General features: G+C 41.7%; 19 protein-coding genes and 2 pseudogenes. 14 read left to right on the top strand and 7 right to left on the bottom strand.

The features are described from left to right. The first annotated feature begins 2 nt into the window (after window positions 1-2). Window positions 3-719 carry an MFS transporter gene (locus tag AC4MDD_RS10550; RefSeq protein ID WP_491881588.1) on the top strand — a complete coding sequence of 239 codons (717 nt, stop codon included), beginning with the start codon at window positions 3-5 and terminating at the stop codon, window positions 717-719. Window positions 720-727: 8 nt separating this feature from the next. Further along, complete coding sequence (locus AC4MDD_RS10545) at window positions 728-1,408, top strand: hypothetical protein (RefSeq protein ID WP_419277288.1); 681 nt, start codon at window positions 728-730, stop codon at window positions 1,406-1,408. Window positions 1,409-1,462: 54 nt separating this feature from the next. Here the strand turns inward: AC4MDD_RS10545 and AC4MDD_RS10540 are convergent, their stop codons facing one another. Then, window positions 1,463-2,314 carry an SDR family oxidoreductase gene (locus AC4MDD_RS10540; RefSeq protein ID WP_491881587.1) on the bottom strand — a complete coding sequence of 284 codons (852 nt, stop codon included), beginning with the start codon at window positions 2,312-2,314 and terminating at the stop codon, window positions 1,463-1,465. A 112-nt stretch (window positions 2,315-2,426) separates the two neighbouring features. Here AC4MDD_RS10540 and AC4MDD_RS10535 point away from each other — a divergent pair, with 112 nt between their 5' ends. The 3 genes from AC4MDD_RS10535 (at window position 2,427) to proB (ending at window position 5,584) form a co-directional block, all read left to right on the top strand. After that, window positions 2,427-2,807, top strand: coding sequence for a winged helix-turn-helix transcriptional regulator (locus tag AC4MDD_RS10535; RefSeq protein WP_004980366.1), 381 nt, complete (start codon window positions 2,427-2,429; stop codon window positions 2,805-2,807). A 402-nt stretch (window positions 2,808-3,209) separates the two neighbouring features. Beyond that, window positions 3,210-4,424, top strand: a complete 1,215-nt coding sequence (gene cgtA / locus AC4MDD_RS10530; protein WP_332477030.1) for an Obg family GTPase CgtA — start codon at window positions 3,210-3,212, stop codon at window positions 4,422-4,424. Between the two features lie 26 nt (window positions 4,425-4,450). After that, window positions 4,451-5,584 (top strand): glutamate 5-kinase, encoded by a 1,134-nt coding sequence (gene proB / locus AC4MDD_RS10525; RefSeq protein WP_005399671.1) that lies wholly within the window; start codon window positions 4,451-4,453, stop codon window positions 5,582-5,584. A 59-nt stretch (window positions 5,585-5,643) separates the two neighbouring features. On the opposite strand, the gene AC4MDD_RS10520 is transcribed toward proB, so the two are convergent. The 3 genes and pseudogenes from AC4MDD_RS10520 to AC4MDD_RS10510 all read right to left on the bottom strand — a co-directional run bounded on the left by AC4MDD_RS10520 (window position 5,644) and on the right by AC4MDD_RS10510 (window position 9,467). Then, the gene (locus AC4MDD_RS10520) at window positions 5,644-6,240 is read right to left on the bottom strand and encodes a phosphatase PAP2 family protein (RefSeq protein ID WP_491881586.1); all 597 of its coding nucleotides are present in this window, start codon (window positions 6,238-6,240) and stop codon (window positions 5,644-5,646) included. Between the two features lie 128 nt (window positions 6,241-6,368). Then, a pseudogene (locus tag AC4MDD_RS10515) lies at window positions 6,369-8,553 on the bottom strand (TonB-dependent receptor family protein). Window positions 8,554-8,765: 212 nt separating this feature from the next. Continuing rightward, window positions 8,766-9,467: an SIMPL domain-containing protein gene (locus AC4MDD_RS10510; RefSeq protein WP_281963610.1), complete on the bottom strand. Its 702-nt coding sequence runs from the start codon at window positions 9,465-9,467 to the stop codon at window positions 8,766-8,768. A 473-nt stretch (window positions 9,468-9,940) separates the two neighbouring features. On the opposite strand from AC4MDD_RS10510, the gene AC4MDD_RS10505 reads away from it, so the two are divergent. The 3 genes from AC4MDD_RS10505 to AC4MDD_RS10495 all read left to right on the top strand — a co-directional run bounded on the left by AC4MDD_RS10505 (window position 9,941) and on the right by AC4MDD_RS10495 (window position 13,479). After that, complete coding sequence (locus AC4MDD_RS10505; RefSeq protein WP_078426577.1) at window positions 9,941-11,314, top strand: diaminobutyrate--2-oxoglutarate transaminase; 1,374 nt, start codon at window positions 9,941-9,943, stop codon at window positions 11,312-11,314. 2 nt (window positions 11,315-11,316) lie between these two features. Further along, window positions 11,317-12,849 (top strand): pyridoxal phosphate-dependent decarboxylase family protein, encoded by a 1,533-nt coding sequence (locus AC4MDD_RS10500; protein ID WP_491881585.1) that lies wholly within the window; start codon window positions 11,317-11,319, stop codon window positions 12,847-12,849. 105 nt (window positions 12,850-12,954) lie between these two features. Beyond that, window positions 12,955-13,479 (top strand): hypothetical protein, encoded by a 525-nt coding sequence (locus AC4MDD_RS10495; RefSeq protein ID WP_491881584.1) that lies wholly within the window; start codon window positions 12,955-12,957, stop codon window positions 13,477-13,479. Window positions 13,480-13,486: 7 nt separating this feature from the next. Here the strand turns inward: AC4MDD_RS10495 and AC4MDD_RS10490 are convergent. Next, a pseudogene (locus tag AC4MDD_RS10490) lies at window positions 13,487-13,803 on the bottom strand (aromatic ring-hydroxylating dioxygenase subunit alpha); the annotation flags it as partial. A 659-nt stretch (window positions 13,804-14,462) separates the two neighbouring features. On the opposite strand from AC4MDD_RS10490, the gene AC4MDD_RS10485 reads away from it, so the two are divergent. From AC4MDD_RS10485 to sohB, 5 genes are all read left to right on the top strand, one after another. After that, window positions 14,463-15,488 carry a substrate-binding domain-containing protein gene (locus AC4MDD_RS10485; RefSeq protein ID WP_004693599.1) on the top strand — a complete coding sequence of 342 codons (1,026 nt, stop codon included), beginning with the start codon at window positions 14,463-14,465 and terminating at the stop codon, window positions 15,486-15,488. 104 nt (window positions 15,489-15,592) lie between these two features. Beyond that, on the top strand, window positions 15,593-16,972 hold the full coding sequence (gene pstC / locus AC4MDD_RS10480) for a phosphate ABC transporter permease subunit PstC (RefSeq protein ID WP_005399667.1): 1,380 nt from the start codon (window positions 15,593-15,595) through the stop codon (window positions 16,970-16,972). After that, window positions 16,972-18,360: a phosphate ABC transporter permease PstA gene (gene pstA / locus AC4MDD_RS10475; RefSeq protein WP_005399666.1), complete on the top strand. Its 1,389-nt coding sequence runs from the start codon at window positions 16,972-16,974 to the stop codon at window positions 18,358-18,360. Before pstC ends, pstA begins: the two co-directional genes overlap by 1 nt. 13 nt (window positions 18,361-18,373) lie before the next feature. Then, window positions 18,374-19,288 carry a phosphate ABC transporter ATP-binding protein PstB gene (gene pstB, locus AC4MDD_RS10470; RefSeq protein WP_004693593.1) on the top strand — a complete coding sequence of 305 codons (915 nt, stop codon included), beginning with the start codon at window positions 18,374-18,376 and terminating at the stop codon, window positions 19,286-19,288. A 293-nt stretch (window positions 19,289-19,581) separates the two neighbouring features. Then, a complete protein-coding gene (gene sohB / locus AC4MDD_RS10465; RefSeq protein WP_004980349.1) occupies window positions 19,582-20,544 on the top strand; it encodes a protease SohB in 963 nt (320 codons plus the stop codon). 79 nt (window positions 20,545-20,623) lie between these two features. Here sohB and AC4MDD_RS10460 read toward each other — a convergent pair whose 3' ends face one another. After that, window positions 20,624-21,835, bottom strand: a complete 1,212-nt coding sequence (locus tag AC4MDD_RS10460; protein WP_125273105.1) for an aspartate aminotransferase family protein — start codon at window positions 21,833-21,835, stop codon at window positions 20,624-20,626. 162 nt (window positions 21,836-21,997) lie between these two features. Here AC4MDD_RS10460 and grxD point away from each other — a divergent pair, with 162 nt between their 5' ends. Then, on the top strand, window positions 21,998-22,339 hold the full coding sequence (gene grxD, locus AC4MDD_RS10455) for a Grx4 family monothiol glutaredoxin (RefSeq protein ID WP_004693588.1): 342 nt from the start codon (window positions 21,998-22,000) through the stop codon (window positions 22,337-22,339). Window positions 22,340-22,396: 57 nt separating this feature from the next. Here grxD and AC4MDD_RS10450 read toward each other — a convergent pair whose 3' ends face one another. Beyond that, the gene (locus tag AC4MDD_RS10450; RefSeq protein WP_491881583.1) at window positions 22,397-25,030 is read right to left on the bottom strand and encodes a Lon protease family protein; all 2,634 of its coding nucleotides are present in this window, start codon (window positions 25,028-25,030) and stop codon (window positions 22,397-22,399) included. Window positions 25,031-25,071: the final 41 nt, after the last annotated feature.

Genomic DNA, 25,071 nt, shown 5'->3' with positions numbered 1-25,071 from the left:
ATTTGCAAGTGAAGCATGTGCTAAGTGGATTGACATTCATTGTGTTGGCATCTGTATGCGGTGTGCTTATCGCTATTTGGACGTTTAAACACTTTAATATTTATATTCCCTTAGAAAATCAAAAAGTCAGTATTGATCTGCAAGAGCCTTTACAAGCTGAGGTTAAAATTCATGATGCCTTAGATGTTGATGTCACAGGACGCGTGAATGCAGAAATACCGATTCGTGAAAATCTGAATATTCCCCTGACCCAAACTCTGACACCACGTGTATATTTTGATAATCAAGTCCCGATTAAAACCACCATTCCAGTGCGTGAAACCTTGAAAATTAATCAGAGCATGCCTGTGGATACTAAGGTGCAAGTGAAAGTCATGGGGAGAGATGTGACTTTACCTTTAAAAGGCAATATTCCTATTCAGCTGGATGTGCCGATTCATATTGATGTGCCTCTTGAACAGCAGGTACACCTCAAATTTGATGCACCTGTGAAAACAGTGCTGAAAGAAAATCTACATATTCCAGTAAATACAGTGGTTAAGACCAATATTCCAATACAGGGACATTTAAACGTTCCAATTAAAACGGCATTGAAAGCTTCGGTGGATGTGCAAAATACATTACCAATTGAAATCAAGCAGGGTGAGTTGAAGATTCCACTCAACAGTTTGCAATTCTTGCGTGAAAAACCTCTACCTCAAGAACAAGTGAAGCCATAGGAGGGAGTATGTGGATATTCCAGTCCGCGAAGCGGCTTGTCTTGAGTTTTGTGTGCGTTGTCATTTTGGTGGGTGCGCTGTTTTGGTTGTACCTGAATATTCAAGCCAGTATGCAAGTGTCTGCAAATGAGGCACAAATTCAACTGTCAGACTCTTTACCGACAAAAATACAAGTCGGTAATTATCTAGAAACTCAATCTGTTGGAACTTTAGATACGCAACTGAAAATTGATCAAAAAATTCATTTGCCTTTACATGGAAAATATTTGGCAAATTTGGAGTTCGAAGTAGAAGTACCTGTTCCAGTATCTGTTGATTATCAAACCCAGGTGCTTATTGATCAAAACATGCCGTTGGAGACCAATACGGATTTAATTTATCAGAATAAACTGTTGCCTAAGTTTCCACTCACTTTGGATATTCCGATTAAACTGGCTGTGCCATTTCATTTAAAGCAAGACTATCAGATTCCGATCAAAATTATGTTTAATGGCTTGGTCTATTTTGAGTTCAATGAGCAAGTACGACTGTATGTGTTGCATCAGTTTGCGCCACAGCTTAATTTGAATGATCCAATGACTATGCGAAAAATAGCAAGCTTCAATGCCACCATGTATAACACGGAGCGGAGTACGACAGCGAACTTGGAGATGAATATGACACTACCTGTGAAGAATATTCATCCATAAAGAAAACACCACCAATCATTGGTGGTGTTTTCATGTGAAAATCAAAAGGGTGGCTTAAAGTGCAGCTTTGATCGCATCTTGAATGTTCGTAGTTTTACGTCCAATCAATTGTTCTAGGTCTTGACTGTCACTATACATTGCACCTTGTATAGTTTGAATGTCTGCATCAACGATGACCTCAACTAAGCCAGCAGGTAAGCTCGCCTGAATTAGGCCTTGAGTGTATTCTTCCGCACTTAGGTTTTGATAATTAATGGTTTTACTCGCTGCTTGACCAATCAATGTTGCAAGCTCTGAGAGGCTAAAGCTTTGTGAACCTGCTAGTTCATAGGTTTGATTATCATGGACAGTTGACGTTAAGACTCTCGCTGCAGCTTCAGCATAATCTATGCGTGATGCCGAGCTAATGCGACCATCTTGAGCTGCTCCAAAAAGCGTCCCAATTTCAATGGTGTGAGCAACACCTGCAAGGTAGTTTTCGCTATACCAGTTATTTCTTAAGAAGGTGTAGCGTAGTCCACTATCTTGAATCAGTTTTTCAGTTTCACGGTGTTCTTGGGCTAAGCCGAGTGAAGACGTATCTGCACGAAGTAAGCTGGTATAAGCAAGATAAGGTACGCCTGCTACTTTAGCAGCATCAATCACTGCTTGGTGTTGATGTGTGCGGCGACCAATTTCATTGGCTGAAATGAGTAATAACTTATCTATTCCTAATAGAGCAGGAACTAATGTTTCAGGGCGGTCATAATCAAACTCACGCGGCTCAATACCTTGGACTTTGAAATGTTCAGCTTTATCAATTTTACGAACCAGCGCAACAATATTCTGGGCAGCGGTCAGCTGCAAAAGTTGCTCTATAACGAGGTTGCCAAGTTGTCCTGTTGCGCCTGTGATTGCAATTTTCATAATTCACCTATGTTGGTTGTTTTCTGTACTTGATGGTTTTATCTTAATCTGTTAACTTACTAAATGTAAGTACGTACCAAAAAGTAAGTAATAAACCAAATGGAGAGAAATGATGCACACCTATGCGACAAGCAAATTGTTAGGTCAAGTTTTATCCACGGAGTGTCCGTCTCGTGAAATTTTGGAGCATCTTACGAGTAAATGGTCGGTACTGGTGTTGCGCTGTTTAAGTGATGGCGTACATCGTTTTAGTGAGCTCAAGCAGCGTATAGAAGGAGTGAGTGAGAAAATGCTTTCTCAGACGCTCAAAACGCTTGAGCATGATGGCTTTATTCTACGGACGGTCTATCCTGTGGTGCCGCCCAAAGTAGAGTACCAATTGACGATCTTGGGTTCCCAAGCCGCTGAGAAAACCATGTATTTGATTGGGTGGATTGAAAAAAGTTTGCCTGAAATTCTAGAAAGCAAGGAGCGAGTAGCAGCTTTAAAATAAAAGATGACAAGTATTGTGGATTGATTGTGATAATCCTTAATTGCGCTTTAATAGTGAATTCCTCAGGAGTGCGGAAGTGGTTTAGAGCTTATTCAAATTTCAGGCTGTGAAAAGTCTTGTTATCAAACAAGCTATTCTTTTAGTGCGCTATTTTGATGTGAAAATCCTTTTTGAAAGTAAAAGTTGAGTAGGATTGAATAAAATGAGTCGAAGAGCGATCTAACGACTAAATGGTCAGCACATTTAAATTAAAAAATGAATAAAATCAGGTGAAAAGTGTCGAAAAGTTAGATTTTGGTATTTTTGTGACTAAATTTCATGTTTCGCTGAATAATTCTATTCGAGAAATTTTGTAAAATATGGCAGAATATGCGGTTTTAAAGTATTTAGAGGATTGGCAGCATGCGCTTTGTTGATGAAGCAGTCATTACCGTAGAGGCTGGCGACGGTGGCAATGGCGTAGCCAGTTTTCGCCGTGAAAAATTCGTACCTTTTGGTGGTCCAGACGGTGGTGATGGTGGTCGTGGTGGTAGCGTATTTATCGAAGCTGATGATAATACCAGTACCCTTGTAGACTTCCGTTATACTCGCCGCTTTCGTGCGGAGCGAGCTAAAAATGGTCGTGGCGCGAACTGCGCAGGCCGTGGTGGTGAAGACACCGTATTAAAGGTTCCTGTAGGTACAACTATTGTTGATACTGACTCAGGTGACATTATTGGCGACTTAGTTGAAAGTGGTCAGCGTGTGCTTGTCGCAGCGGGTGGTGATGGCGGTTTGGGTAATACTCACTTTAAATCATCGACGAACCGTTCGCCACGTAAGTGTACCCATGGTTTTAAAGGCGAATTCCGTGAAATTCGTTTAGAGCTAAAAGTACTGGCCGATGTTGGCTTACTGGGTATGCCAAATGCAGGTAAATCGACGTTTATTCGTGCCGTATCAGCAGCAAAACCTAAGGTTGCAGACTATCCGTTTACTACGATGGTTCCAAACCTTGGTGTGGTCGATGCAGACAGTCACCGTTCATTTGTTATGGCGGATATTCCTGGCTTGATCGAAGGGGCTTCTGAAGGTGCGGGTCTTGGTATTCGTTTCTTAAAGCACTTGGCGCGTACGCGTATTTTGCTTCACATTGTGGATGTTCAGCCGATTGATGGTTCTGATCCTGCATACAATGCAAAAGCGATCTTGGGTGAATTAGAGAAGTTCTCTCCGACACTTTCAAAGTTACCTATCGTTCTAGTGTTAAACAAAGTTGACCAACTTTCAGACGATACGCGTGATGAATGGTGTCAGCATATCTTAGATGAAATGCAGTGGGATGGTCCTGTATTTAAAACTTCAGGTTTGATGTCTGAAGGGACAAAACCAGTTGTGTATTACCTGATGGATCAAATTGAGCAACAACGTGAACGTGAGCTTGAAGATCCTGATTATGCAGCAGAAGTGAAAGCATTCCGTGAGCAGCTTGAAGCTGAAACACGCGAACAAACGATTGCCGCTAAAGAAGCATATCGTGAAATGCGTCGCCAACAACGTCTTGCAGGCCTGTTGGCTGATGATGATGAAGACGATGATGAAGATGACGGCGAAATGGAAGTGTTTTACGTACGTTAAGCTCGTAATGAGTAACTGAGGACAAGATGATAGAAGTGGTAGATGGGCAACGTAAGCTCGAAGCTTGTAAACGAATCGTTGTTAAAATCGGATCATCTTTACTCACAGCAAATGGGCAAGGTTTAGATATAGATGCAATTTCGCATTGGGCGAAACAAATTGCAGATCTACACAATGCAGGACATGAGATTATTCTGGTGTCGTCAGGAGCTGTGGCTGAAGGTATGGTTCGTATGAAGCTAGACAGCCGACCCACCGATCTACCCAGTCTTCAGGCGTGTGCTGCCATTGGTCAGATGGGCCTTATTCATACGTGGTCGAGTGTGCTTGAAAAACATCACATTCAGACTGCGCAAGTGTTATTAACCCATGATGACTTGGCAGACCGTCGTCGTTATTTGAACTCATGTGACGCTTTACAGAACTTGATTGAATGGCATGTGATTCCTGTAATCAATGAAAACGACACGGTTTCGACCGATGAAATTCGCTTTGGTGACAATGATACGTTGGCCGCGATGGTTGCAGGTCAAGTGCATGCAGATTTGTTAATTATTTTGACTGATCAGCAAGGCATGTTCGACTCAGACCCACGTTCAAATCCAGACGCTAAACTGTTCCATACCGTGCGTGCTTTAGATGAGAGCTTGTTTGATATGGCTGGCGGTGGCGGCAAGTTTGGTCGTGGTGGGATGTTGACCAAAGTTCGTGCAGCACGCTTGGCTGCAAAGTCTGGCTGTCCAACGCTGATTGCCAGTGGTGAAAGCGACAATGTGCTTGCACGTTTGATGGATGGTGAAATGCTTGGGACATTGTTTATTACTGACAATGACCGCATTACTGCTCATCAACAGTGGTTAGCAGCTCACTTACAAACTGCGGGTCGTTTGGTGTTGGATGATGGTGCTGTCAAGGCGATTAAAGATAATCATCGTAGTTTACTTCCAGTTGGTGTGAAAGCTGTGGAAGGGCATTTTGAACGCGGTGACGTGGTTGAATGTGTTGATATCCAAGGCGGACGTGTTGCGGTTGGACGTGTCAACTTTAGTTCGCGTTCTGCGGAACTAGTAAAGGGCTTGGCGTCAGATAAAGTTCACCAAGTTCTAGGTGAAGCACGTTCACTTGAGATGATTCATCGCAACCACATGGCGATCTACTGATTTAAACGTATTAAAAAAAATCCCGCTTTCGAGCGGGATTTTTTGTTTTAAAGCAAAAGTTATTTGATATAGCCTTTTTGAATGAGGGGCTTAAATAAGTAAAAGTGAATGATGAGTGCCCATTGCATGATTTTATCTTTATAGAGATTCCAAAGCTTTAATCCAAAGAAGTTTAAGGCAAAAGCCAATAGAAAAGCTCCGAGCATATCTAAAGGAAAATGCACACCAAGATAGACACGTGACCATGCAACCAGCCAAGCCATAATCAAGAGAAAAATTCCCAGTTTACGCTGCGCAAAGAATAGATAAGAAAAGGCGATACTGCTAAAAATCAGCATATGGTCACTCGGGAAAGAGCCATTGGGTGCATGGTAAATGAGAGTGCGTCCGACCTCCATGACGAAAGGCCTTGGGTGATAATATACATGAGAAATACATTGGCTGATCAAAATGGCGATACTGGTAAAAATAAACGCCTTCAATATCTGCTTTTTAGTGTCATAGTTACCACGTAGCCAAAACCAAGCAAACAGTAAAATCATGCAATAGAGCAGGTCATTGGCGATGAATATGGCAAAATGAATGCTGGTATTAGTGGCTTCAGGAGAAGCATTAATCCATGAAAAAAGCGATAAATTAAGTTCTGAAAGAGTCATGAAAGTGGATTATGTTTATCAAGTACGAAAGAGAGTCATAATTTTGTCATATTGTTAAAATAAAAAAGACCACAAAAATGTAGTCTTTTTTAACAGTTCAATGTAGTTGAACGAATTGGCTTTCAGTTTTAGAAATCAAATGACGTTTGAAGGTAGAAGGTACGTGGTTGCCCTACATATTTTCCGCCTGTTGAGTCAGTAGAACGTGTGAAATATTGTTTATCAAACACGTTTTTAACGCCACCCGCAACTTTTAAACCATGGAATTGCTCACCAAAGTCATAGGCTGTACGCACGGCAAACGTTGCATAACCTGGAATATCACCAAATATACCATCTGCCGATTCTACAGTTTGATAAATCCCTGATTCTTGGTTTCCTGGTGAATGTTGCTTAGATTGAGCAAACATATCGGCATTAACGCTCCATTGATCTATCTTATAACCTAAACCGATATTGGCGGTTATGACGGGAATAGAATGGGAGGTCTTTGTCTTTAAAATTACCTGATTCAGCCACAGCTTTAGTAAAGGTATAGTTGCTATATACTTTTAAGCCTTGCAATACATCTGCCAAGTAACCTAAATCATAAGCGATACCTAATTCAACACCTTTGTGGCTAGTCGCCCCGAGATCTGTCCAATATTTATTTTGTTGAAGGGTATTGGTTTCCAAGTACAGCTCTTTTTCAAAGTCCAAATAGAATACGGTCAACTCAGCATTTAGACCATTGCCTAAATATTTCGTCCCAATTTCATAGTTATTGGACTTTTCAGGATGCAAGCCATCAGTTGTACTTTGTGCAACACCACCTTCTAAACGTGCCAATTGGTTGTATTGCTGTGGGCCGAATGAAACGCCTGCATTGGCAAAAATGTTCCAATTGTCTGTCGCTTTATACATAACCGATAGGCTTGGTAAAAACTCATCTGAATCAATTTTGGGTGAAACGGTATTAACTGCTACGCCTTGGTTATAGGCAGTAAAATTGTTATGCGTTTCAATTGATTCAAAACGTAGTCCTGGTATGATGACCCAGTTCCCTAAATCGAAGCGGTTATCTGCATAAATTGCATGTGCTTTAGTGCCACCCTCACTCGCGGAGCGTGCTTTAATTTCGGTCACAGGTGCATTCAATGCATATGTCGATGAGCGACCTGAGAACTCAGAGCTATCTTCATCTAAATAACGATAGCCGATAGTAAATTCGCTATTTGAGTTGCCTAATTGGTATGCATGAGACCATCGCGGTTCAATGGCAAAAACTTTGTAGTCGCGTGGAGAGATGTCCAAACGCGAAGTGGTTGCACTAACATCTGTCTCTAAGTCGCTCATGCGAAATGAGTCAATATAATAGGTCAGCAACTCAAAGTTATTTTTTTCATCTTGATGTGTATAGCGGAATGACACATCTGAGCGGCGACCAGAGAAATAATTACGTGATTTATTTGACTGATAAGGGTTTTGTGCATATTGCTCGGCAGTTAAGCCTTCAGGCATTTCACCATAACCTTCATAGTGACGTAGGTTTAAGGCAATCGCATCCGCATCTGTAATTTGATAGGCCGTTTTTAACATGACATCGTCAATGTCAGTTTTATTATTGGCTTCACGGTAGCCATCACCTTTTGTGCCCGAATAAAGCAGAGCAAGGCCTAAACCATTATCTAAGGTTCCGCCTACAAATAGGTTCGGGCTGTATTTAACTTGATCTGTACCCGAAGCATATTCGGTCGTTAGGCTGACATTACCTGCAAACTCTTGAGGAATCGCGCGAGTTGCAAAATTAATGATACCGCCAACGTTCTGCGGTCCAAAACGTACAGAACCTGCACCACGAACCACATCCACAGATTCAATATTGCCTAAGGATACCGGTGCTAGAGAAAGCTGAGGTTGTCCATAAGGTGCAAATGATAGCGGAACACCATCAAGCAGTACAGTAGAACGAGGCGATAAACGAGAGGCTAAACCACGGACACCAATATTGAGTGAAACATCACTGCCACCAGTACCATTATTTTCTTGAACTTGAACACCAGGCACTTGCTTCAGGGCATCTTTAATTGAAGTCGCAGCAACTTCATCTAAGCGATTGCGAGTAATAATCGTACGAGCGCCTGCATGCTTTTGCACTTTCTCTGCATTGGCATCTTCTAACCAGTTGCCTTGTGCTTCAAGTTTGATGGTCGGAAGCACATTGTTGCTCGTTGCTTCAGTGAGTTCTTCTGCTTGTGCATAGGTCAAGCAGCTCATAGAAAGCCCAATCGCAATACTGAGGTTTGGCTTTGAATAATCTGCGATCCTGCAGATGAAGACGTGATGAAATCATTCTTTTGTGCGCAATCCATAATAAATAGCGCGGCTATCATATGCTGAACTTTGATGAAATCAAATAATAACCATTATCACTTATTGCAATTAAAACGCTAAAATTAATAGGCGAATTAAAGTCTTCTTAATGGAGCACACAATAAAAAAGCCATGTTTAACATGGCTTTTTAGATGAATTTGAATGAAATCTGTTATTTAAGTTGAACAGTACCATTTGCATTCACAGTGATTTTAGATTCACCGCCAGCTACATCTTGCATTGGCGCATCAGCTGCTGCAAATTTTGCACTTTCTGCACGCATCATGACTGGGCGAGGGTAGTAGTTGCTGGTATTAATGTTTAAGTTCACCAAGTTATAACCTGACTTACTCCATGCTTGTGCTAACGATTGCGCACGCTGTTGAAAGTTTTTCGATGCTTCCACAATCAGCTCATTTTCCACTTTCTTACGTTGTGTGTCAGATACACTAAAACCGATTGACTGGGTTTGGAAGTTTTGCTGTAGCTCACCAATTAACTGGCTCGCCGCTTTAAAATCGGTACTTTCTAAATTAATTTCAGCACGACCACGCCATTCTTTTAACTTTTGGTTGTCATCGTTGTAAATTGGGTAAGTGCTTTGAGAGCCTGTTTCGACTTTTACACTTGGGTATTTGCGTGCTAAAGCAGTGGCTTGATTCATCAACTGTGTAATTTGAGTAGCCAGTTCAGCAGGTTGCTTATTGCTGCGTTCAATGTAAAGCGTTGCATTCATTAAATCGTTGGATACTTGGCGTGTTGCCTCGGCCTGAACATTGACAATATTGTAGTTCAATTGGTTCTCAGACTGAGCAAAAACTGCTGAGCTAAATAAAGCACTAAGAGCGATTGCTGGGATGAAGAATTGACGCATTTTTATTCCTTTTTTATTTAGGAGGAGTTTTGCAACGTTTGTAAAAAAGCTTAAAGCCAATTTGTGGTGAATTTGCGAAAATATTGTGGTTCGATTGTAAAAAAAGGTACAAAATATTTTTCAGAAAAACCTAGATAAAGTGATTTATTTCAAAAACTTATTTTTTGACCAGGGTGAGTATTTTGAAATTTTGTGGTGAAGTTGAAAAATAAATAAATTCATCGTCTATTCTTTACGTTGTCACACTATAAGAGGATAATTTAAGCTATGGTTTGGCATGATATATTTTTTTAGTAAATTTCTGGCAGATAATATCCAAAAGCTGTTTATTTTATTGAAAATTTCTGTATCATCCGCCTCCTAGTTATGAAGTATCCAAACGCTATCTGACTAGATTTATAAAGCGCCGAGTCAAAGGACCAAAAGTCACCCGACTTATTTCTTTCAACCCATATCAGAGATGGTAATTCGATATGAGCGTTTCTTCTGTAAACCCTGCCACTAATACTACTAACGAATACTATTTGACTCGCCAAAGTCAGATGGAATCCAATGTTCGTAGCTATCCACGGAAATTACCGTTAGCGATAGCCAAAGCATTAGGCTGCTGGGTTACTGATGTTGAAGGTACAGAGTACCTCGATTGTTTAGCTGGGGCAGGAACATTGGCTTTGGGCCATAATCATCCTGCGGTAATTCAAAGTATTCAAGATACACTTGCAAGTGGTCTTCCTTTACATACTTTGGATTTAACGACACCTTTAAAAGATGCATTTACTGAAGCATTGCTTGAACAATTACCAGGCGGTAAGGAAGAGTATTGTCTACAGTTCTGTGGTCCATCGGGTGCAGATGGCACGGAAGCAGCAATTAAATTAGCGAAAACGTATACCGGTCGTAGCACAGTGATTAGTTTCTCTGGTGGTTACCATGGTATGACGCACGGCGCTCTTGCAATGACAGGTAACCTGTCTGCGAAAAATGCTGTAAATGGTTTAATGCCAGGCGTTCAATTTATGCCGTATCCGCATGAATACCGTTGCCCACTTGGTTTAGGTGGTGAAGCGGGTGTGGATGCTTTGACTTATTTCTTTGAAAACTTCATTGAAGATGTTGAAAGTGGTGTAACCAAGCCAGCTGCTGTTATTCTTGAAGCAATTCAAGGTGAAGGCGGTGTGGTAACAGCGCCAACCAAATGGTTGAAAAAAATCCGCGAAGTGACTGAAAAGCACAACATTGTGTTGATTCTTGACGAAGTTCAAGCAGGCTTTGCACGTTCAGGCAAAATGTTCGCATTTGAACATGCGGGTATTGAACCTGATGTAGTGGTGATGTCTAAAGCCGTTGGTGGTAGTTTACCGCTTGCTGTGTTGGGTATTAAACGTAAGTTTGATGCTTGGCAGCCAGCAGGTCACACGGGTACTTTCCGTGGTAACCAATTGGCAATGGGTACTGGTCTTGCAACGATCAAGACCATCAAAGAACAAAACCTTGCGCAAAATGCACAAGAACGTGGTGATTTCTTACAAGCTGAATTTAAAAAGCTTGCTCAAGAGTTCCCATGTATCGGTAACGTGCGTGGTCGTGGTTTGATGATTGGTGTTGAAATTGTTGATGAGCGTAAACCAGCGGATCATATGGGGTCTTTACCTGCAGATGGTCAACTGGCAGCAGCGATTCAAGCGGCATGCTTTAACAACAAGTTATTGTTAGAAAAAGGCGGTCGTAACGGTACAGTGATTCGTTTACTTTGCCCACTTATTATCACTCAAGCTGAATGTGAAGAAGTAATTGTTCGCTTTAAGAAAGCAATTGCTGAAGCACTTGTTGCAACTCGAGGCGCGTAATCATGGTTGATTTTGCAGAACACCGTAAGGCGTTACTCTGCAATGATGCTGCATCCATTGCTGACTATTCGTCAGCAATGGACCAAGCGACTAAAGCAGTTGCAGCATGGTTGCAAAATGACAAAATGTACACAGGTGGTAGCATTAAAGAGCTACGCAGCGCGATTGCATTTAATCCTTCTAAAGAAGGTTTGGGTGTACAAAAGTCACTTGAACGTATGGTTGAGCTTTTCTTAAACAAAAGCTTAAAAGTCCATCACCCGCACTCGCTCGCGCATTTGCACTGCCCAACTATGGTGACTAGTCAAATTGCTGAAGTGCTGATTAATGCAACGAATCAATCGATGGATTCTTGGGACCAAAGTCCTGCAGGTTCATTGATGGAAGTTCAGTTGATTGACTGGCTTCGTCAAAAAGTGGGTTATGGTGCAGGTCAAGCTGGTGTGTTCACTTCTGGTGGTACACAGTCAAACTTGATGGGTGTACTGCTTGCACGTGATGCATGTATTGAGAAAAACTGGAAAGACGAAAACGGTAATCCGTGGTCTGTACAGCGTGATGGCGTGCCGGGCGATGCGATGCGCAACGTCAAAGTCATTTGTTCTGAAAATGCACACTTCTCTGTGCAAAAGAACATGGCGATGATGGGCATGGGCTTCCAATCAGTCGTGACCGTTCCTGTGAACGAGAACGCGCAGATGGATGTGGATGCACTTGAAAAAACCATGGCTTACCTTCAAGCTGAAGGTAAGATTGTGGCGTGTGTGGTTGCAACTGCGGGTACGACCGATGCAGGTGCAATTGATCCACTGAAGCAAATTCGTGAAATCACCAACAAATATGGCGCGTGGATGCACATCGATGCGGCGTGGGGCGGTGCTTTAATCCTATCGAACAATCATCGCGATATGTTGGATGGTATTGAGCTTTCTGACTCAATTACGCTGGATTTCCATAAGCATTACTTCCAAACCATCTCTTGTGGTGCGTTCTTGTTAAAAGACGAAGCGAACTATCGTTTCATGCACTATGAAGCTGAGTATTTAAACTCTGCTTATGACGAAGAGCATGGCGTGCCTAACCTCGTGTCTAAGTCACTTCAAACAACACGTCGTTTCGATGCGTTGAAGCTTTGGATGACTGTTGAAGCCTTGGGTGAAGAACTGTATGGTTCTATGATTGACCATGGCGTTACTTTAACTCGTGACGTTGCTGATTATATCAATGCAACTGCTGGTTTAGAGATGTTGGTTGATCCACAATTTGCATCTGTATTGTTCCGTGTGGTTCCAGCAGGCTACCCAGTAGAATTGCTTGATACCTTAAACCAAAACGTTGCAGACGAATTGTTTGCACGTGGTGAAGCGAATATTGGTGTAACTAAAGTGGGTCAAAATCAATCTTTGAAAATGACGACTTTAAGTCCAGTTGCGACTTTAGATAACGTGAAGAACCTGCTTGGTCTTGTCCTTGCAGAAGCGGATGGTATCAAAGGTCCAATCGCAGATGGAACCTATACACCTGCAATTGCTTAATCGATTGTTTGTGTTAAAAAAGGAGCTGATATCAGCTCCTTTTTTATGTGTGATAAAACTATATGTATACCTACGTGGGCAAAAGATAAAAGCAAGCTAAATGTCATGAAAGAAGAACAATATATTTTCGAATATTACTTAACTATTGTTAAACCTACCGTGGAGGAGTTCCTTCAACATAAATCTGACTTAAGAAGGGGGCGTTTAGCCGCAATTGTCTTGGATCATATGCGAGACTATTTGGCGATACGGTTAAACAGAAATCATGAGTGGTCCATTACTGAAAAGCTTCTGAAAGAAGAGATTTATGAATACTGTCCAGATGTTGCATTAATAAGGGATGTTTGTAATGCCACAAAACATGGTGTTTTAAGGGCAGGTAACGAAAATAATAAAATTCCTAAAAACATAAATTCAACAGATCAAATAAAAGCAGAAAGTAATGACGGTATTTTTATAGCTGGTTTTTCATCAGGTATGTTTCAAGAATCAAATTACGTATATATTAAATTTGATAAGGAAATAGAGTATCTAGGGAAGAAAATAGGTTTCAGATTTCTCCACGACTCAATTATAGAAGTTGTCAAATATTGGGATAATTTATTACAAAATTTAGAAAAATCACAATAAGTTTGCACTACTGCAACCAGTAAGCCAGACCCATTTTATGCAGTAATTTTCGACAGATATTTGCAATAGGATCTGCAGGAAAATGAGCTTCAATGCTTAAGTCTAAAGTTAAATATTCCGGCTTTTGATTTTATTCACGAATTTTCAAGTTAAAGGTATGACCTCTACAACAGGCAAGTCCTTGTCATAATCACGGCAAATTGGGGTAAATAAACGAGTTTGGCTAGCTGTCATGGGAAATGCTGCACTCGTAATGGCTTGTCACGCTTCTTACGAAAAATGAATGGTTAAGGCGGCAGTAAAGGGTAGGTGAAGCCCAAAATTTCCTTCTTTGAGCTATCTTTTAGAAAAAAATAAAGCGGTGTCGTTAGAAATACCCATTATTCGGACAAATATTTCTAAAAATAAGAAAGGTAACTGAGTCTAAAAAGTCATAAATTTGCTCTCGTATTCGAGATGAACATGGCATTTTTTCAGTCATAAATAAGGGATAAAAGGTAAAAATTAAGACGTAAATGACGCTCAATTTTCTAAATATGACACTACTCATTTGTCATTTATGGGTTATGAAGTTCTTACAAATGGCGAAAGTTTATGTTGATTCTGCATATGAGCATACGCAAATTTTTCTTGATTAAAAAGGGTTGTACAAGGTTAAAAAAATCAAAGCGTATGAAGTTTTTTATTTTATACATTGATTTTAAAAGTTTTTATTTCTTATAAAAGTTTGAAAAAAAGTTGGTGTAAAATGAACTGTGCACTTGGGTCATATAAAAATAAGAAAAATTCTTTAGGTGTTTAAACTGGGTGAAATTGAACAAAGTGTAACGAATCATGGACAAATAAAAATAAACATCATGAAAGTGTCACAATGCTGTAACTTGCTTGTCATATTCTGAAATCAAAATGCAGTTATCCAAAAAAGTACAAGACTGAATAAAAAGTGGCGTACTCCAAAATGTTTAATATGTGAGATAACAAATATGCGCTTAAACCATATCGCACTTGCAGTAGTAGTTTCTGGGGCAGCTGTAGCAACCACGGCAAACGCAGCTCGTGACACAATCCAAATTGCGGGTTCTTCAACAGTTTTACCATATGCAAGTATTGTTGCTGAAGAATTTGGCAATACTTTCCCACAATTTAAAGCACCAGTTGTTGGTTCTGGCGGTTCTTCAGGTGGCTTGAAACAGTTCTGTAATGGTGTGGGTGATAACACAATTGATATCGCAAACGCATCTCGTAAAATTAAAGATACAGAATTAGCGGCTTGTAAGAAAGCTGGTGTGAACCAAGTGATCGAAATCAAAATTGGTTATGACGGTATTGTGTTCGCTTCAAATGCAAGCAAAGCAGCATACAAATTACGTCCACAGCACGTCTATGCAGCTTTAGCAGCGCAGTTACCATCTAACGGTAAAATGGTTGCAAACCCATATACACGTTGGAACCAAATTGACAAAAGCCTTCCAAATGAACCAATCACTTTAGTGATTCCAGCATCAAACCACGGTACACGTGAAGTGTTCCAAGAAAAAATGGTTGATGCAGGCTGCGAAACTTATGCAGCAATCAAGGCAATGGATAAAGATGCACAAAAGAAAGCATGTTCAACTTTCCGTAAAGACGGCAAAGTGATTGAGATTGCGGGTGACTACACTGAAACTTTAGCGCGCTTAAAAACCTCGCCTAGCGCAGTAGGTGTGTTTGGTTTAGGTTTCTACGACCAAAACCGAGACAAGTTACGCGTAGCTACAGTGAACAATGTTGCACCATCTGAAAAGACAATTTTGAATGGTTCATACCCAGTTTCTCGCCCACTATTCTTCTACGTGAAGGGTGAGCATTTGAAATCAATCAAAGGCTTAAAAGAATACACGGAATACTTCATCAGCAAGAAAGTATCAGGTAAAGGTTCTAAGCTTGAGCGTGCTGGTTTGATCTCAATGTCAGACAAAGAGCGTGCAGCAGTTCTTGCGAACTTCAAAGCAGGCAAAGCGGTTAAGTAATTAAGCGTAGAAACAATCAACGGTAGGCAAGTCCTACCTTTGACGTTTTTTACTAGGATTAAGTTTTTTCAAATAATGAAAATTGAAAGAACCGTGGAGAATACATGAATCTGCTACTTATAGGTGTGTTATTGGCACTGATCGCCATAGCCTATCAAATGGGCTTAAGCCAGAGCCGTAACTTAGCAGGTAAGGGAAATAATTCTGCAAAATTACACTCACGTCCGGGGTATTACGGTGCGTTAGTGGCTTTGTGGTGTGGTATCCCTGCTTTTTTAATTTTGATTGTTTGGAATATTGTTGAACCAAATGTTTTGAATCATGTGGTGTTAAATCACGTGCCAGCACAAGTCGCTGCAACCTTAGATGCTGCTAGTACGGATGTGTTGATCAACCGTGTGGAAGCGATTGCCTCAGGTTTTGGTGTAACAGATACACCAGCCGCGTACGAGCTTGCTGCAGCGGAGCAACTGGCTAAGTTTCAAAGCATTGGTACATTTGCAAAAATTGCAGTGGTGATTTGTGCTGCACTGGCAGGTTTAGTCGCTGCGAAAAAGCGCATTGCAACTCAGTTCCGCGCTCGTAACCAAGTTGAAAAAACCATTAATGTTGCACTTGCGCTCTGTTCTGGTGTCGCGATTCTAACTACGATTGGTATCGTGATGTCGATGTTCAGCGAAGCGATGCGATTCTTCCACTTCGTGAGTCCACTCGACTTTTTCTTCGGTACAGAATGGAACCCCGGCTTTAGTACTTCAGGTAGTGCAGATGGCAGTTATGGTTTGCTTCCGCTACTTTGGGGCACCTTAATGGTCAGTGGTATTGCACTTTTGGTTGCGGTCCCTGTGGGTTTAATGATCGCGATCTATCTTGCTGAATATGCATCTTCTGGTTTCCGCTCATGGGCAAAACCAACCATTGAAGTGCTCGCAGGGATTCCAACCATTGTCTACGGTGTATTTGCACTGATGATCATTGGTCCATTCTTTAAAATGCTTGGTGAGTCCGTTGGTTTACACATCAACGCAACCAGTGCACTCACTGCTGGTTTCGTCATGGGTATCATGATTATTCCTTTCGTTTCATCGCTGTCTGATGACATTATCACGCAGGTGCCACGTGCATTACGTGATGGCTCATTAGGTTTAGGTGCGACAAAGTCTGAAACCATTCGTCAGGTGGTGATACCAGCAGCACTTCCGGGCATTATCGGTGCGTTCTTGCTTGCAGCATCACGTGCCATCGGTGAGACCATGATTGTGGTGCTTGCAGCAGGGAACAGTCCTTTACTGCATGCCAATCCACTTGAAGCTATTTCAACTGTGACCATTACCATCGTAAACCAATTGACAGGTGATACTGACTTTGCAAGCCCACAAGCTTTGGTGGCATTTGCATTGGGTCTGACACTCTTTGTGATTACGCTTGGTTTGAACATTGTTGCACTGTACATCGTGCGTAAATATCGTGAGCAATACGACTAATGACGACTTCTAATAGCACAGCAGATCAAGTATTTGATCCACAACTTGCGGCAGAATTACGAGAAAAGCGTAAGCAAACGATCAGTAATTCATTGGCAAAACGTCACCGTAAAGAAAAAACCTTTCGTTTCTTTGGTTTCTCAGCAGTGATTGCAGGTTTATTCTTTGTCGCGCTACTTTTTGGCAGTATTTTATCGAAAGGCTTACCTGCTTTTTGGCAAAGTAGCATGAGTTTACCCGTGTACTTTGACCCTGCCATTATTACGACAGGTGCAAAACCTGTACAGCGTTCAGGCGAATCTCCAGCACAGTTTGAGGAGCGTTTTATTGCTTGGCAAACTGAAATGGGCATGGTGGATTGGGATGCTTTAATCGTGAATGCCATGATTGCAAAAGATCCAGCACTTGCTTCTAAACGCGATGATTTGGCTTCTTTGTACACTAGTTCTGAAGCATATCGCTTACGTGATATGGTGATGAAAGATCCATCATTGGTCGGTAAGAAAGAAGACATTAAAGTGCTTGCCGATGCAAACGTTGATGTGTGGCTCGCAGGAAATATTGACCGTAGTTTGCCTGATGAACAGCAACAGTTGAGCCCAGAAGTTCGTCAACTTGCCGATGAAATGAAAGCTTCAGGGGTAATGGAAAATACTTTCAATACCAACATCTTCGTCAGTCCAGACTCTCGTAGTTCTCCTGCAACTTCAGGTTTAGCAGGGGCATTCATGGGGTCGCTGTTCATGATGCTGATCGTGATCATTATTTCGATTCCAATTGGTGTGGCATCTGCAATTTATCTTGAAGAATTTGCGCCTAAAAACTGGATCACTGATGTCATTGAAGTCAACATTAATAACCTTGCGGCTGTACCATCAATTGTCTTTGGTTTGCTCGGTGCTGCGATCTTTATTGGGTGGATGCATTTACCGCTTTCTGCGCCATTGGTCGGTGGTTTGGTACTGAGCTTAATGACTTTACCAACGGTGATTATTACGACACGTGCATCGTTGAAAGCTGTACCACCTTCAATTCGTCAGGCCGCTTTAGGGCTAGGTGCTTCACGTGTACAAACCGTATTCCATCACGTTTTACCACTTGCACTACCAGGGATTCTAACAGGTGCAATTATTGGTGTAGCGCAAGCATTAGGTGAGACTGCACCGCTGTTATTAATTGGTATGAGTGCATTTGTTGCAAGTGTACCTACAACTCCATTTGATCAATCGAGTGCTTTACCTGTACAGATTTTCTTGTGGCAAGGTAATGAGCTGCGTAACTTCTTCGAAGGACGTACAGCAGCTGCGATTATTGTTCTGCTTGCAATGATGATTGGACTCAACAGTATTGCAATTTGGTTACGTAAGAAATTTGAAGTCCGTTGGTAAGTGAGGGCAAAATATGAATACCGTTGTTAAAAATTCCTTAGATCAGGATCAAACAGTGAATCAAGAACACACTCAATTTACAAACCCGAATACGACCTCAGGTCAGCAGGGTACTTCTTTTGTGTCGCAGTTCGATACACAGACTTCTGCTAAGAAAGATCAGGCACAAGGACAAGTCAAACTCAGCACTTCAGATGTACATGTTTACTATGGCGAAGCTGAAGCGATTAAAGGGATTGATCTGAATATCTACGAAAATGAAGTGATTGCATTTATTGGGCCATCGGGCTGCGGTAAATCGACCTTCTTACGTACTTTGAACCGTATGAACGACACCATTGATAGCTGTCGTGTGACGGGTAAAGTGATGTTGGATAATCAAGATATTTATGACCCAAACCTAGATGTGGTACTGCTTCGCGCTCAAGTAGGTATGGTATTCCAAAAACCAAACCCATTTCCAAAGTCAATTTTTGATAACGTGGCTTATGGCCCTAAACTGCATGGTTTAGCCCGTGATAAGTATGACTTAGAAGAAATTGTAGAAAACAGCTTACGTAAAGCGGGCCTTTGGGATGAAGTCAAAGACCGTTTAAACCAACCGGGCACGGGCTTGTCGGGTGGTCAGCAGCAGCGTTTATGTATTGCACGTACCATTGCGGTGAGCCCTGAAGTGATTTTGATGGATGAGCCATGTTCAGCGCTTGACCCGATTGCAACAGCGAAAGTGGAAGAGCTTATTTCTGAGCTTTCAACGCAGTATACGATTGCGATTGTGACGCACTCAATGCAGCAGGCTGCACGTGTATCGGACCGTACCGCTTACTTCCATTTAGGTGACTTGATTGAAGTGAACTCAACCGAGAAAGTCTTCACTCAGCCTGATCATCAGCTAACTGAAGCTTATATTACAGGTCGTTTCGGTTAATCTGCATAATTTGAAAGATTTGAAAAAACAGAGCCTAAGTGCTCTGTTTTTTGTTATAAGCAGATATTAAGTCTGGTGACTAAAACAGCCATGATAATGGGTATTGTGTATTGCAGTCATATTGGACAATAGATGCGAAGATGTGCTGTCTGAGATATAGACTCATCTTGTAAATGATTAAATGTGAAAGATAACGCATTACAGAATAAAACAAAAAATGGCTATTGAAAAAAAATGCCATTGACCTAATCTAGGTCATATACCGACGTATTATTTTAGAGAATATAATTTCTATGTTATTTCATTTACCGAAACTTCCCGCTGAAATTCGAATTACACATTTAAATGCGCGCATCAATGAACAACGTAAAAAAATTGCGCAAACAACAGCCTCTAAATTAGAGTTATTGCAGCTGACTCAGCAGTTAGCGAAAGAGTCACGCCATCGTAAAAAGGCCAATCAAAAAGTTTATATTCTAGATTTTAAAGGTGATACTGCGGCAACAGCGGTAGAAAGCTTACGTGAAGAAATCACCTTGATTTTAGCGACAGCCAAAGCAGGGCGTGATCGTGTTGTGGTGCGTTTAGAAAGCCCAGGCGGTATGGTACATGGATATGGTTTGGCTGCTGCACAATTGGTACGTTTACGTGATGCAGGTTTCAATCTCACTATCTGTGTCGATAAAGTTGCAGCGAGTGGCGGTTATATGATGGCATGTATCGCCAATCAGATTATTGCTGCACCTTTTGCGGTTGTTGGTTCAATTGGTGTAGTCGCGCAAGTTCCTAACTTTAATCGTCTGCTAAAAGAACACAATATCGATTTTGAACTGTACACAGCAGGCCAATATAAACGTACAGTGACGATGTTTGGTGAAAATACAGCAGAAGGTAAGGCGAAGTTTGAAGAAGAGTTACAACAGACGCATGTGCTGTTTAAACACTTTGTTGAAAAATATCGTCCACAACTCAATGTTGAGAAAGTAGCGACAGGTGAGCATTGGTATGGGCAAGATGCTTTAGATTTGAATTTGGTCGATCAGTTACAAACCTCAGATGCTTATTTGCTTAATTTGCTGACCGATCATGATGTTTATGTCATCTCAACGCGTAAGAAACCGACTTTAGGTGAGAAGTTAGGCTTACAAGCTGCGCAAATGGCAGATGCCTTGGTACCAGCAGTCATGAATAAAGTGATGGAAACCTTAACTAAAACCAACGCAAATTTGGTGCAAATGCGTGATCCAAAACTTTAATATTTAGTTGGCCGATTCATTTCAAAAAGTCTGGTTCCGAAATATGCAAAAAGCAATTTTAGAACCAGACTTTTTTGGCTTAAGCCAAGTACGCTTTAATCATTTTCACTAGACGTTCAATCAGTTGATCCGCCTGATCTTTGGTAATATTCAAGGTCGGCAGTAAACGCACCACAGAACCCGCAGTAACGTTAATGATGGTGTGGTATTCATCACGAGCGATGTTGACCAAGTCACCACATGCTTTTGGTAGCTCCACACCAATCATCAAACCAAAGCCACGGACAATCACATTTTGATCGGCAAGTTGCTTACGCAGTTGTTCTACGATGTAAGCGCCTTGTTCAGCTGCATTTTGTACAATGTTTTCTTTTTGCATAATGTCGATGATGGTATACACCACACGCGAACCCAATGCTGAGCCACTATACGTTGAACCGTGGTTACCTGCGGTCAATACGCCTACACCACGACCTTGAGTCATCACCGCACCAATGGGGAAACCATTACCTAAACCTTTGGCTGTGGTGAGTACATCAGGAATGATGTTGGTGTGTTGGTAGGCAAAGTATTCGCCTGTACGGCCATTACCTGTTTGGACTTCGTCCAACATCATCAGCCAGTTATGCTGATTACAGATCTGACGAATCTCTTCCAAGTAGCTAAAGCCTTGCGGAGCAGTGTTGACCCCACCTTCGCCCTGAATTGGTTCGACAAAGATTGCGACAATGTCAGGATGATGGATTGCAGCTTCTTCAATGGCTTCAATGTCGCCGAATGGGACACGAATAAAACCTTCAACCAATGGGCCAAAGCCTTCTTGGACTTTTTTGTTGCCTGTTGCCGATAAAGTTGCCATGGTACGCCCATGGAATGAGTGCTCTGCAACAATGATTTTTGGATTGGCAATGCCTTGCATGTAGCCAAATTTACGAGCAATTTTAATTGCACCTTCATTGGATTCTGCACCACTGTTTGAAAAGAATACTTCTTCCATGCCAGCAACTTCAGCAAGTTTTTGTGCTGCAGCCGTTTGCCAAGGTACTTCAAACAAGTTACTGGTATGAATGAGCGTTGCCGCTTGTTCTGCAATCGCTTCTGCAATGACAGGATGTGCATGGCCTAAACCACAGACTGCAATGCCCGTTAGCGCATCAAAGTATTCAGTACCATCTTCTGTGTACAGATAAGAGCCTCGACCTCGGACAAAGCTGATCGGCTGACGGCCAAATACTGGCATCAAATGAGAGGGTTGATCAGTTTGTACAGGAGCAAGGGTAATGTTATTCATGACTAACTCTTATCTGTTAGAGGGGAAGTGAAATCCAATATTAAGCAATTATGCTTGTAGTTTTAAAGCCTAAATCTAAATAAAAGTCGAAATATTGCTTTAGGCATACTGTTTTTCTACGTTTTGGGTATAATGCGGGTTAGATTAGTTGAGGATTGATCAATGACTGAACAAGCACGCGATACCGAAGCGTTAATTCGTGACCAAATTGCAAAACACGCTGTACTTCTTTATATGAAAGGCACCCCACAGTTTCCACAATGTGGTTTCTCTGCACGTGCTGTAGAAGCGCTTAGTCAAATTGGTCGTCCGTTTGCTTATGTGAATATTCTTGAAAATCCAGATATTCGTGCTTTGTTACCACAAATTGCAAACTGGCCTACATTCCCACAGTTATGGATCAACGGTGAGTTGATTGGTGGTAGTGACATTATTCTAGACATGTTCCAAAAAGGTGAATTACAACCTTTAGTTGAGCAGCATAGTCCAGCACCTGAAGCTTAATCTTCAGTTGTAAAAAAAGCGCCATTGAGGCGCTTTTTTTTTGTTTGAGGGAAAGGGTTAATCCGCTGTAGTTACTGTGCTTATGGCTTCAGAAGTGTGTTCTGCTGCATTTTCAGTTGCAACAGTCTTCTTTTCAGCTTTTGCCTTTTTTTTGTCCTTCTTCTTTTTTTTCTTTTTCTTCGGCTCTTCTTCAAACTCAGCACCATCTTCAATAGCTTGCCAATAATCTAACTGATCCATCACAGCCGCATAAATAGACTTCTTGGTATAGCGTCCTTTCTTGTCTAAAGTGCCGACTGGTCGAGCCATAAGTAGTTCAAGCGCTTGATCAATCGTATCTATAGCATGAATGTGGAACTGGCCATTTGAAACCGCTTCAATCACGTCTTTACGTAACATTAAATGTTGCATGTTTTGACGTGGAATAATCACACCTTGCTTACCAGTTAAACCTTGAAGTTTACATGCATCAAAGAAACCTTCAATTTTCGCATTGACACCACCAATTGGTTGAACTTGACCCAATTGGTTCATTGAGCCAGTAATCGCCCAAGACTGATCAATCGGTAGCTGACTAATTGCAGAGATTAAAGCGGAGAGTTCTGCAACCGTGGCGCTATCACCATCGACTTGACCATAGCTTTGTTCAAAAGCAAGCGCGGCAGAGAAGTGTAGGGTTTGTTCACGACCAAAGTGTGCTTTTAAGAACGATGACATCAATAGCACACCTTTCGCATGCAGAGAGCCACCGAGCTCGACACTACGCTCAATATCTAGAATATCGCCGCCGCCTTGATACACGGAGGCTGTTAAACGTGATGGTAAGCCAAACTCAACATCCGCATAGTGAATGACAGAAAGTGCATTAATTTGACCGAGACGGTGTCCGCGCGTTTCGATGAGCTGTGTACCACGTGACAAATCCTGCCAATAGAGCTCACGTAAATAGCCTAAGCGATATTTACGATGATCTAATGCCATATTAATGTGTTGATCCGAGACCATTTTATCGCCTGATTGGAAGGCGTGATGATGCGCCTCACGAATCAAATCACCCAAAGTGAGGGCATGTAGAGATAAGGAGCTTTGGTCTTCGGCTTGACGACTAGAGTCAGTCAAAAGTGCAGAAAGTGCAGATCGATCAAAAGGAAGTAGTTTATCGGCCTGTACATAGTCTGCAATCAGTTGCATATAGGCTTGTTCATTTACTTCATTACGCTGCAACGTATCAGTAAAGTCGGCACGGATTTTAAAGACACTGCCAAGCTCAGGTTCTACTTCAAGTATTTCATAATAAATTTCAGGCTCAGCCAGTAAAACCACTTTCAAATTCAGTGGGATTGCTTCAGGTTCAATTGAGATACTTCCTGTCAGTGTCAACATATGCTCAAGTGAAGAAAGTTTTAATTGGCCTGATTTTAAAGCACGTTTTAGACCTTGCCATGCATAAGGCTGTTCAAGCAGTTGTTCTGCTTCTAACATTAAAAAACCACCATTGGCTTTATGCAATGTCCCCGGGCGGATTAAGGTAAAGTCTGTAGTAATAGTGCCATGTTGAGTCAGTTGCTCTACATGGCCAAGCAAATTGTAGTGTGTTGGGAAGTCTTCAAAAATAACCGGTGCGCCAGCATTGGGTTTATGTGACACAATGACATTGGCTTGGTAGCGCGAAGGGATACGACTAAACAGGCCAGGCGTAAAGTCATCTTCTTCTTGTTCGAGCACCACTTCGACATTGTTAATAATGTCTTCAGCATAATATTTTAAATAGTCTTTTAAGCCTTCAACCTCAGCAAATTTACTGAGTAACTGTTCGACTTTAGGCAACAAAACTTGCTTGGCAATATCGCGGTTCAACACTTGAACCTTATCGCGGGCATCCTCCTCCAAGTCGCCTAAATGCATGCCTAAACGCTCAAGTTTTTTGTCCATGTGGCGTATATTGGCATTAATTTCAGAACGTTCTTTAGAGCTTAAAGCATTGATGTCGGCCTGCGTCATTTCCAATACTTTATCGTCTACATACTGGACAGGGATAAAGCAGTGCTCATCATTACGGGAGATCAGCTTCAGGTCGAGTTCTTCACCTTCTTGGGTCAATTCAATCAAGGCTTGTTGCTGAACATCACCCGTTTGTTGGCGAATGGCTTCTATACGGTTGTGATAGGTTTCAGCAGTAAAGCGGCGCTCAAGCTGCTTTAAAGTGGTTTGCCATGTTTGATGTAACATGGTTTGAAATTTTACCGCCTGACCTGCAGGTAATTCTAAAGCAATCGGTTGACGTGGGCTTTTAAAATTATAAACGTAAACCCAATCGTTCGGTGTCGGCATATTTTTGGCGTGTTGTTGTAGTAAACGCTTGACCATGGTGCGCTTGCCCAAGCCAGCTGTCCCTACGGCAAAGATGTTATAGCCAGAGTAAGGTAAGGAAATACCTGCTTCAACTGAAGCACGTGCGCGGTCTTGCCCTAAGAAATTATTGAGCGGTTTAATACGACGCGTTGAGGCTGGAATCTTATCCAGAGCAGGGGTGTGCGTCAGTTGCTCTGCTTGAAGTTGTGTCTTTGCTAAGGTCGTTTGAATTTCGGGTTGGTCAAATGCTGAACTAAGGTTGTTTTCTGGATTTTCTTGACTATTTAATGCGGGTGGTACAGATAAAGAAGAGCTCATTTGATCGTGTTTTTGGGTCACTTTGAAATCCGAAACTAAAGATTGCGTTAGAAACTTAAAGG

This window comes from Acinetobacter sp. CAU_H_29a_1, assembly GCF_058599505.1.
This window is presented reverse-complemented; position numbering and strand designations above follow the sequence as displayed.

Excerpts from the sequence above, each read along its gene's own strand:
- pstA (WP_005399666.1), top strand. The coding sequence starts at position 16,972 with ATGACGACTTCTAATAGCACAGCAGATCAAGTATTTGATCCACAACTT.
- pstB (WP_004693593.1), top strand. The coding sequence starts at position 18,374 with ATGAATACCGTTGTTAAAAATTCCTTAGATCAGGATCAAACAGTGAAT.
- AC4MDD_RS10510 (WP_281963610.1), bottom strand. The coding sequence starts at position 9,467 with ATGCGTCAATTCTTCATCCCAGCAATCGCTCTTAGTGCTTTATTTAGC.
- sohB (WP_004980349.1), top strand. The coding sequence starts at position 19,582 with ATGTTATTTCATTTACCGAAACTTCCCGCTGAAATTCGAATTACACAT.
- AC4MDD_RS10520 (WP_491881586.1), bottom strand. The coding sequence starts at position 6,240 with ATGACTCTTTCAGAACTTAATTTATCGCTTTTTTCATGGATTAATGCT.
- AC4MDD_RS10500 (WP_491881585.1), top strand. The coding sequence starts at position 11,317 with ATGGTTGATTTTGCAGAACACCGTAAGGCGTTACTCTGCAATGATGCT.
- grxD (WP_004693588.1), top strand. The coding sequence starts at position 21,998 with ATGACTGAACAAGCACGCGATACCGAAGCGTTAATTCGTGACCAAATT.
- AC4MDD_RS10535 (WP_004980366.1), top strand. The coding sequence starts at position 2,427 with ATGCACACCTATGCGACAAGCAAATTGTTAGGTCAAGTTTTATCCACG.
- proB (WP_005399671.1), top strand. The coding sequence starts at position 4,451 with ATGATAGAAGTGGTAGATGGGCAACGTAAGCTCGAAGCTTGTAAACGA.
- cgtA (WP_332477030.1), top strand. The coding sequence starts at position 3,210 with ATGCGCTTTGTTGATGAAGCAGTCATTACCGTAGAGGCTGGCGACGGT.
- AC4MDD_RS10495 (WP_491881584.1), top strand. The coding sequence starts at position 12,955 with ATGAAAGAAGAACAATATATTTTCGAATATTACTTAACTATTGTTAAA.
- AC4MDD_RS10540 (WP_491881587.1), bottom strand. The coding sequence starts at position 2,314 with ATGAAAATTGCAATCACAGGCGCAACAGGACAACTTGGCAACCTCGTT.
- AC4MDD_RS10460 (WP_125273105.1), bottom strand. The coding sequence starts at position 21,835 with ATGAATAACATTACCCTTGCTCCTGTACAAACTGATCAACCCTCTCAT.
- pstC (WP_005399667.1), top strand. The coding sequence starts at position 15,593 with ATGAATCTGCTACTTATAGGTGTGTTATTGGCACTGATCGCCATAGCC.
- AC4MDD_RS10485 (WP_004693599.1), top strand. The coding sequence starts at position 14,463 with ATGCGCTTAAACCATATCGCACTTGCAGTAGTAGTTTCTGGGGCAGCT.
- AC4MDD_RS10545 (WP_419277288.1), top strand. The coding sequence starts at position 728 with ATGTGGATATTCCAGTCCGCGAAGCGGCTTGTCTTGAGTTTTGTGTGC.
- AC4MDD_RS10505 (WP_078426577.1), top strand. The coding sequence starts at position 9,941 with ATGAGCGTTTCTTCTGTAAACCCTGCCACTAATACTACTAACGAATAC.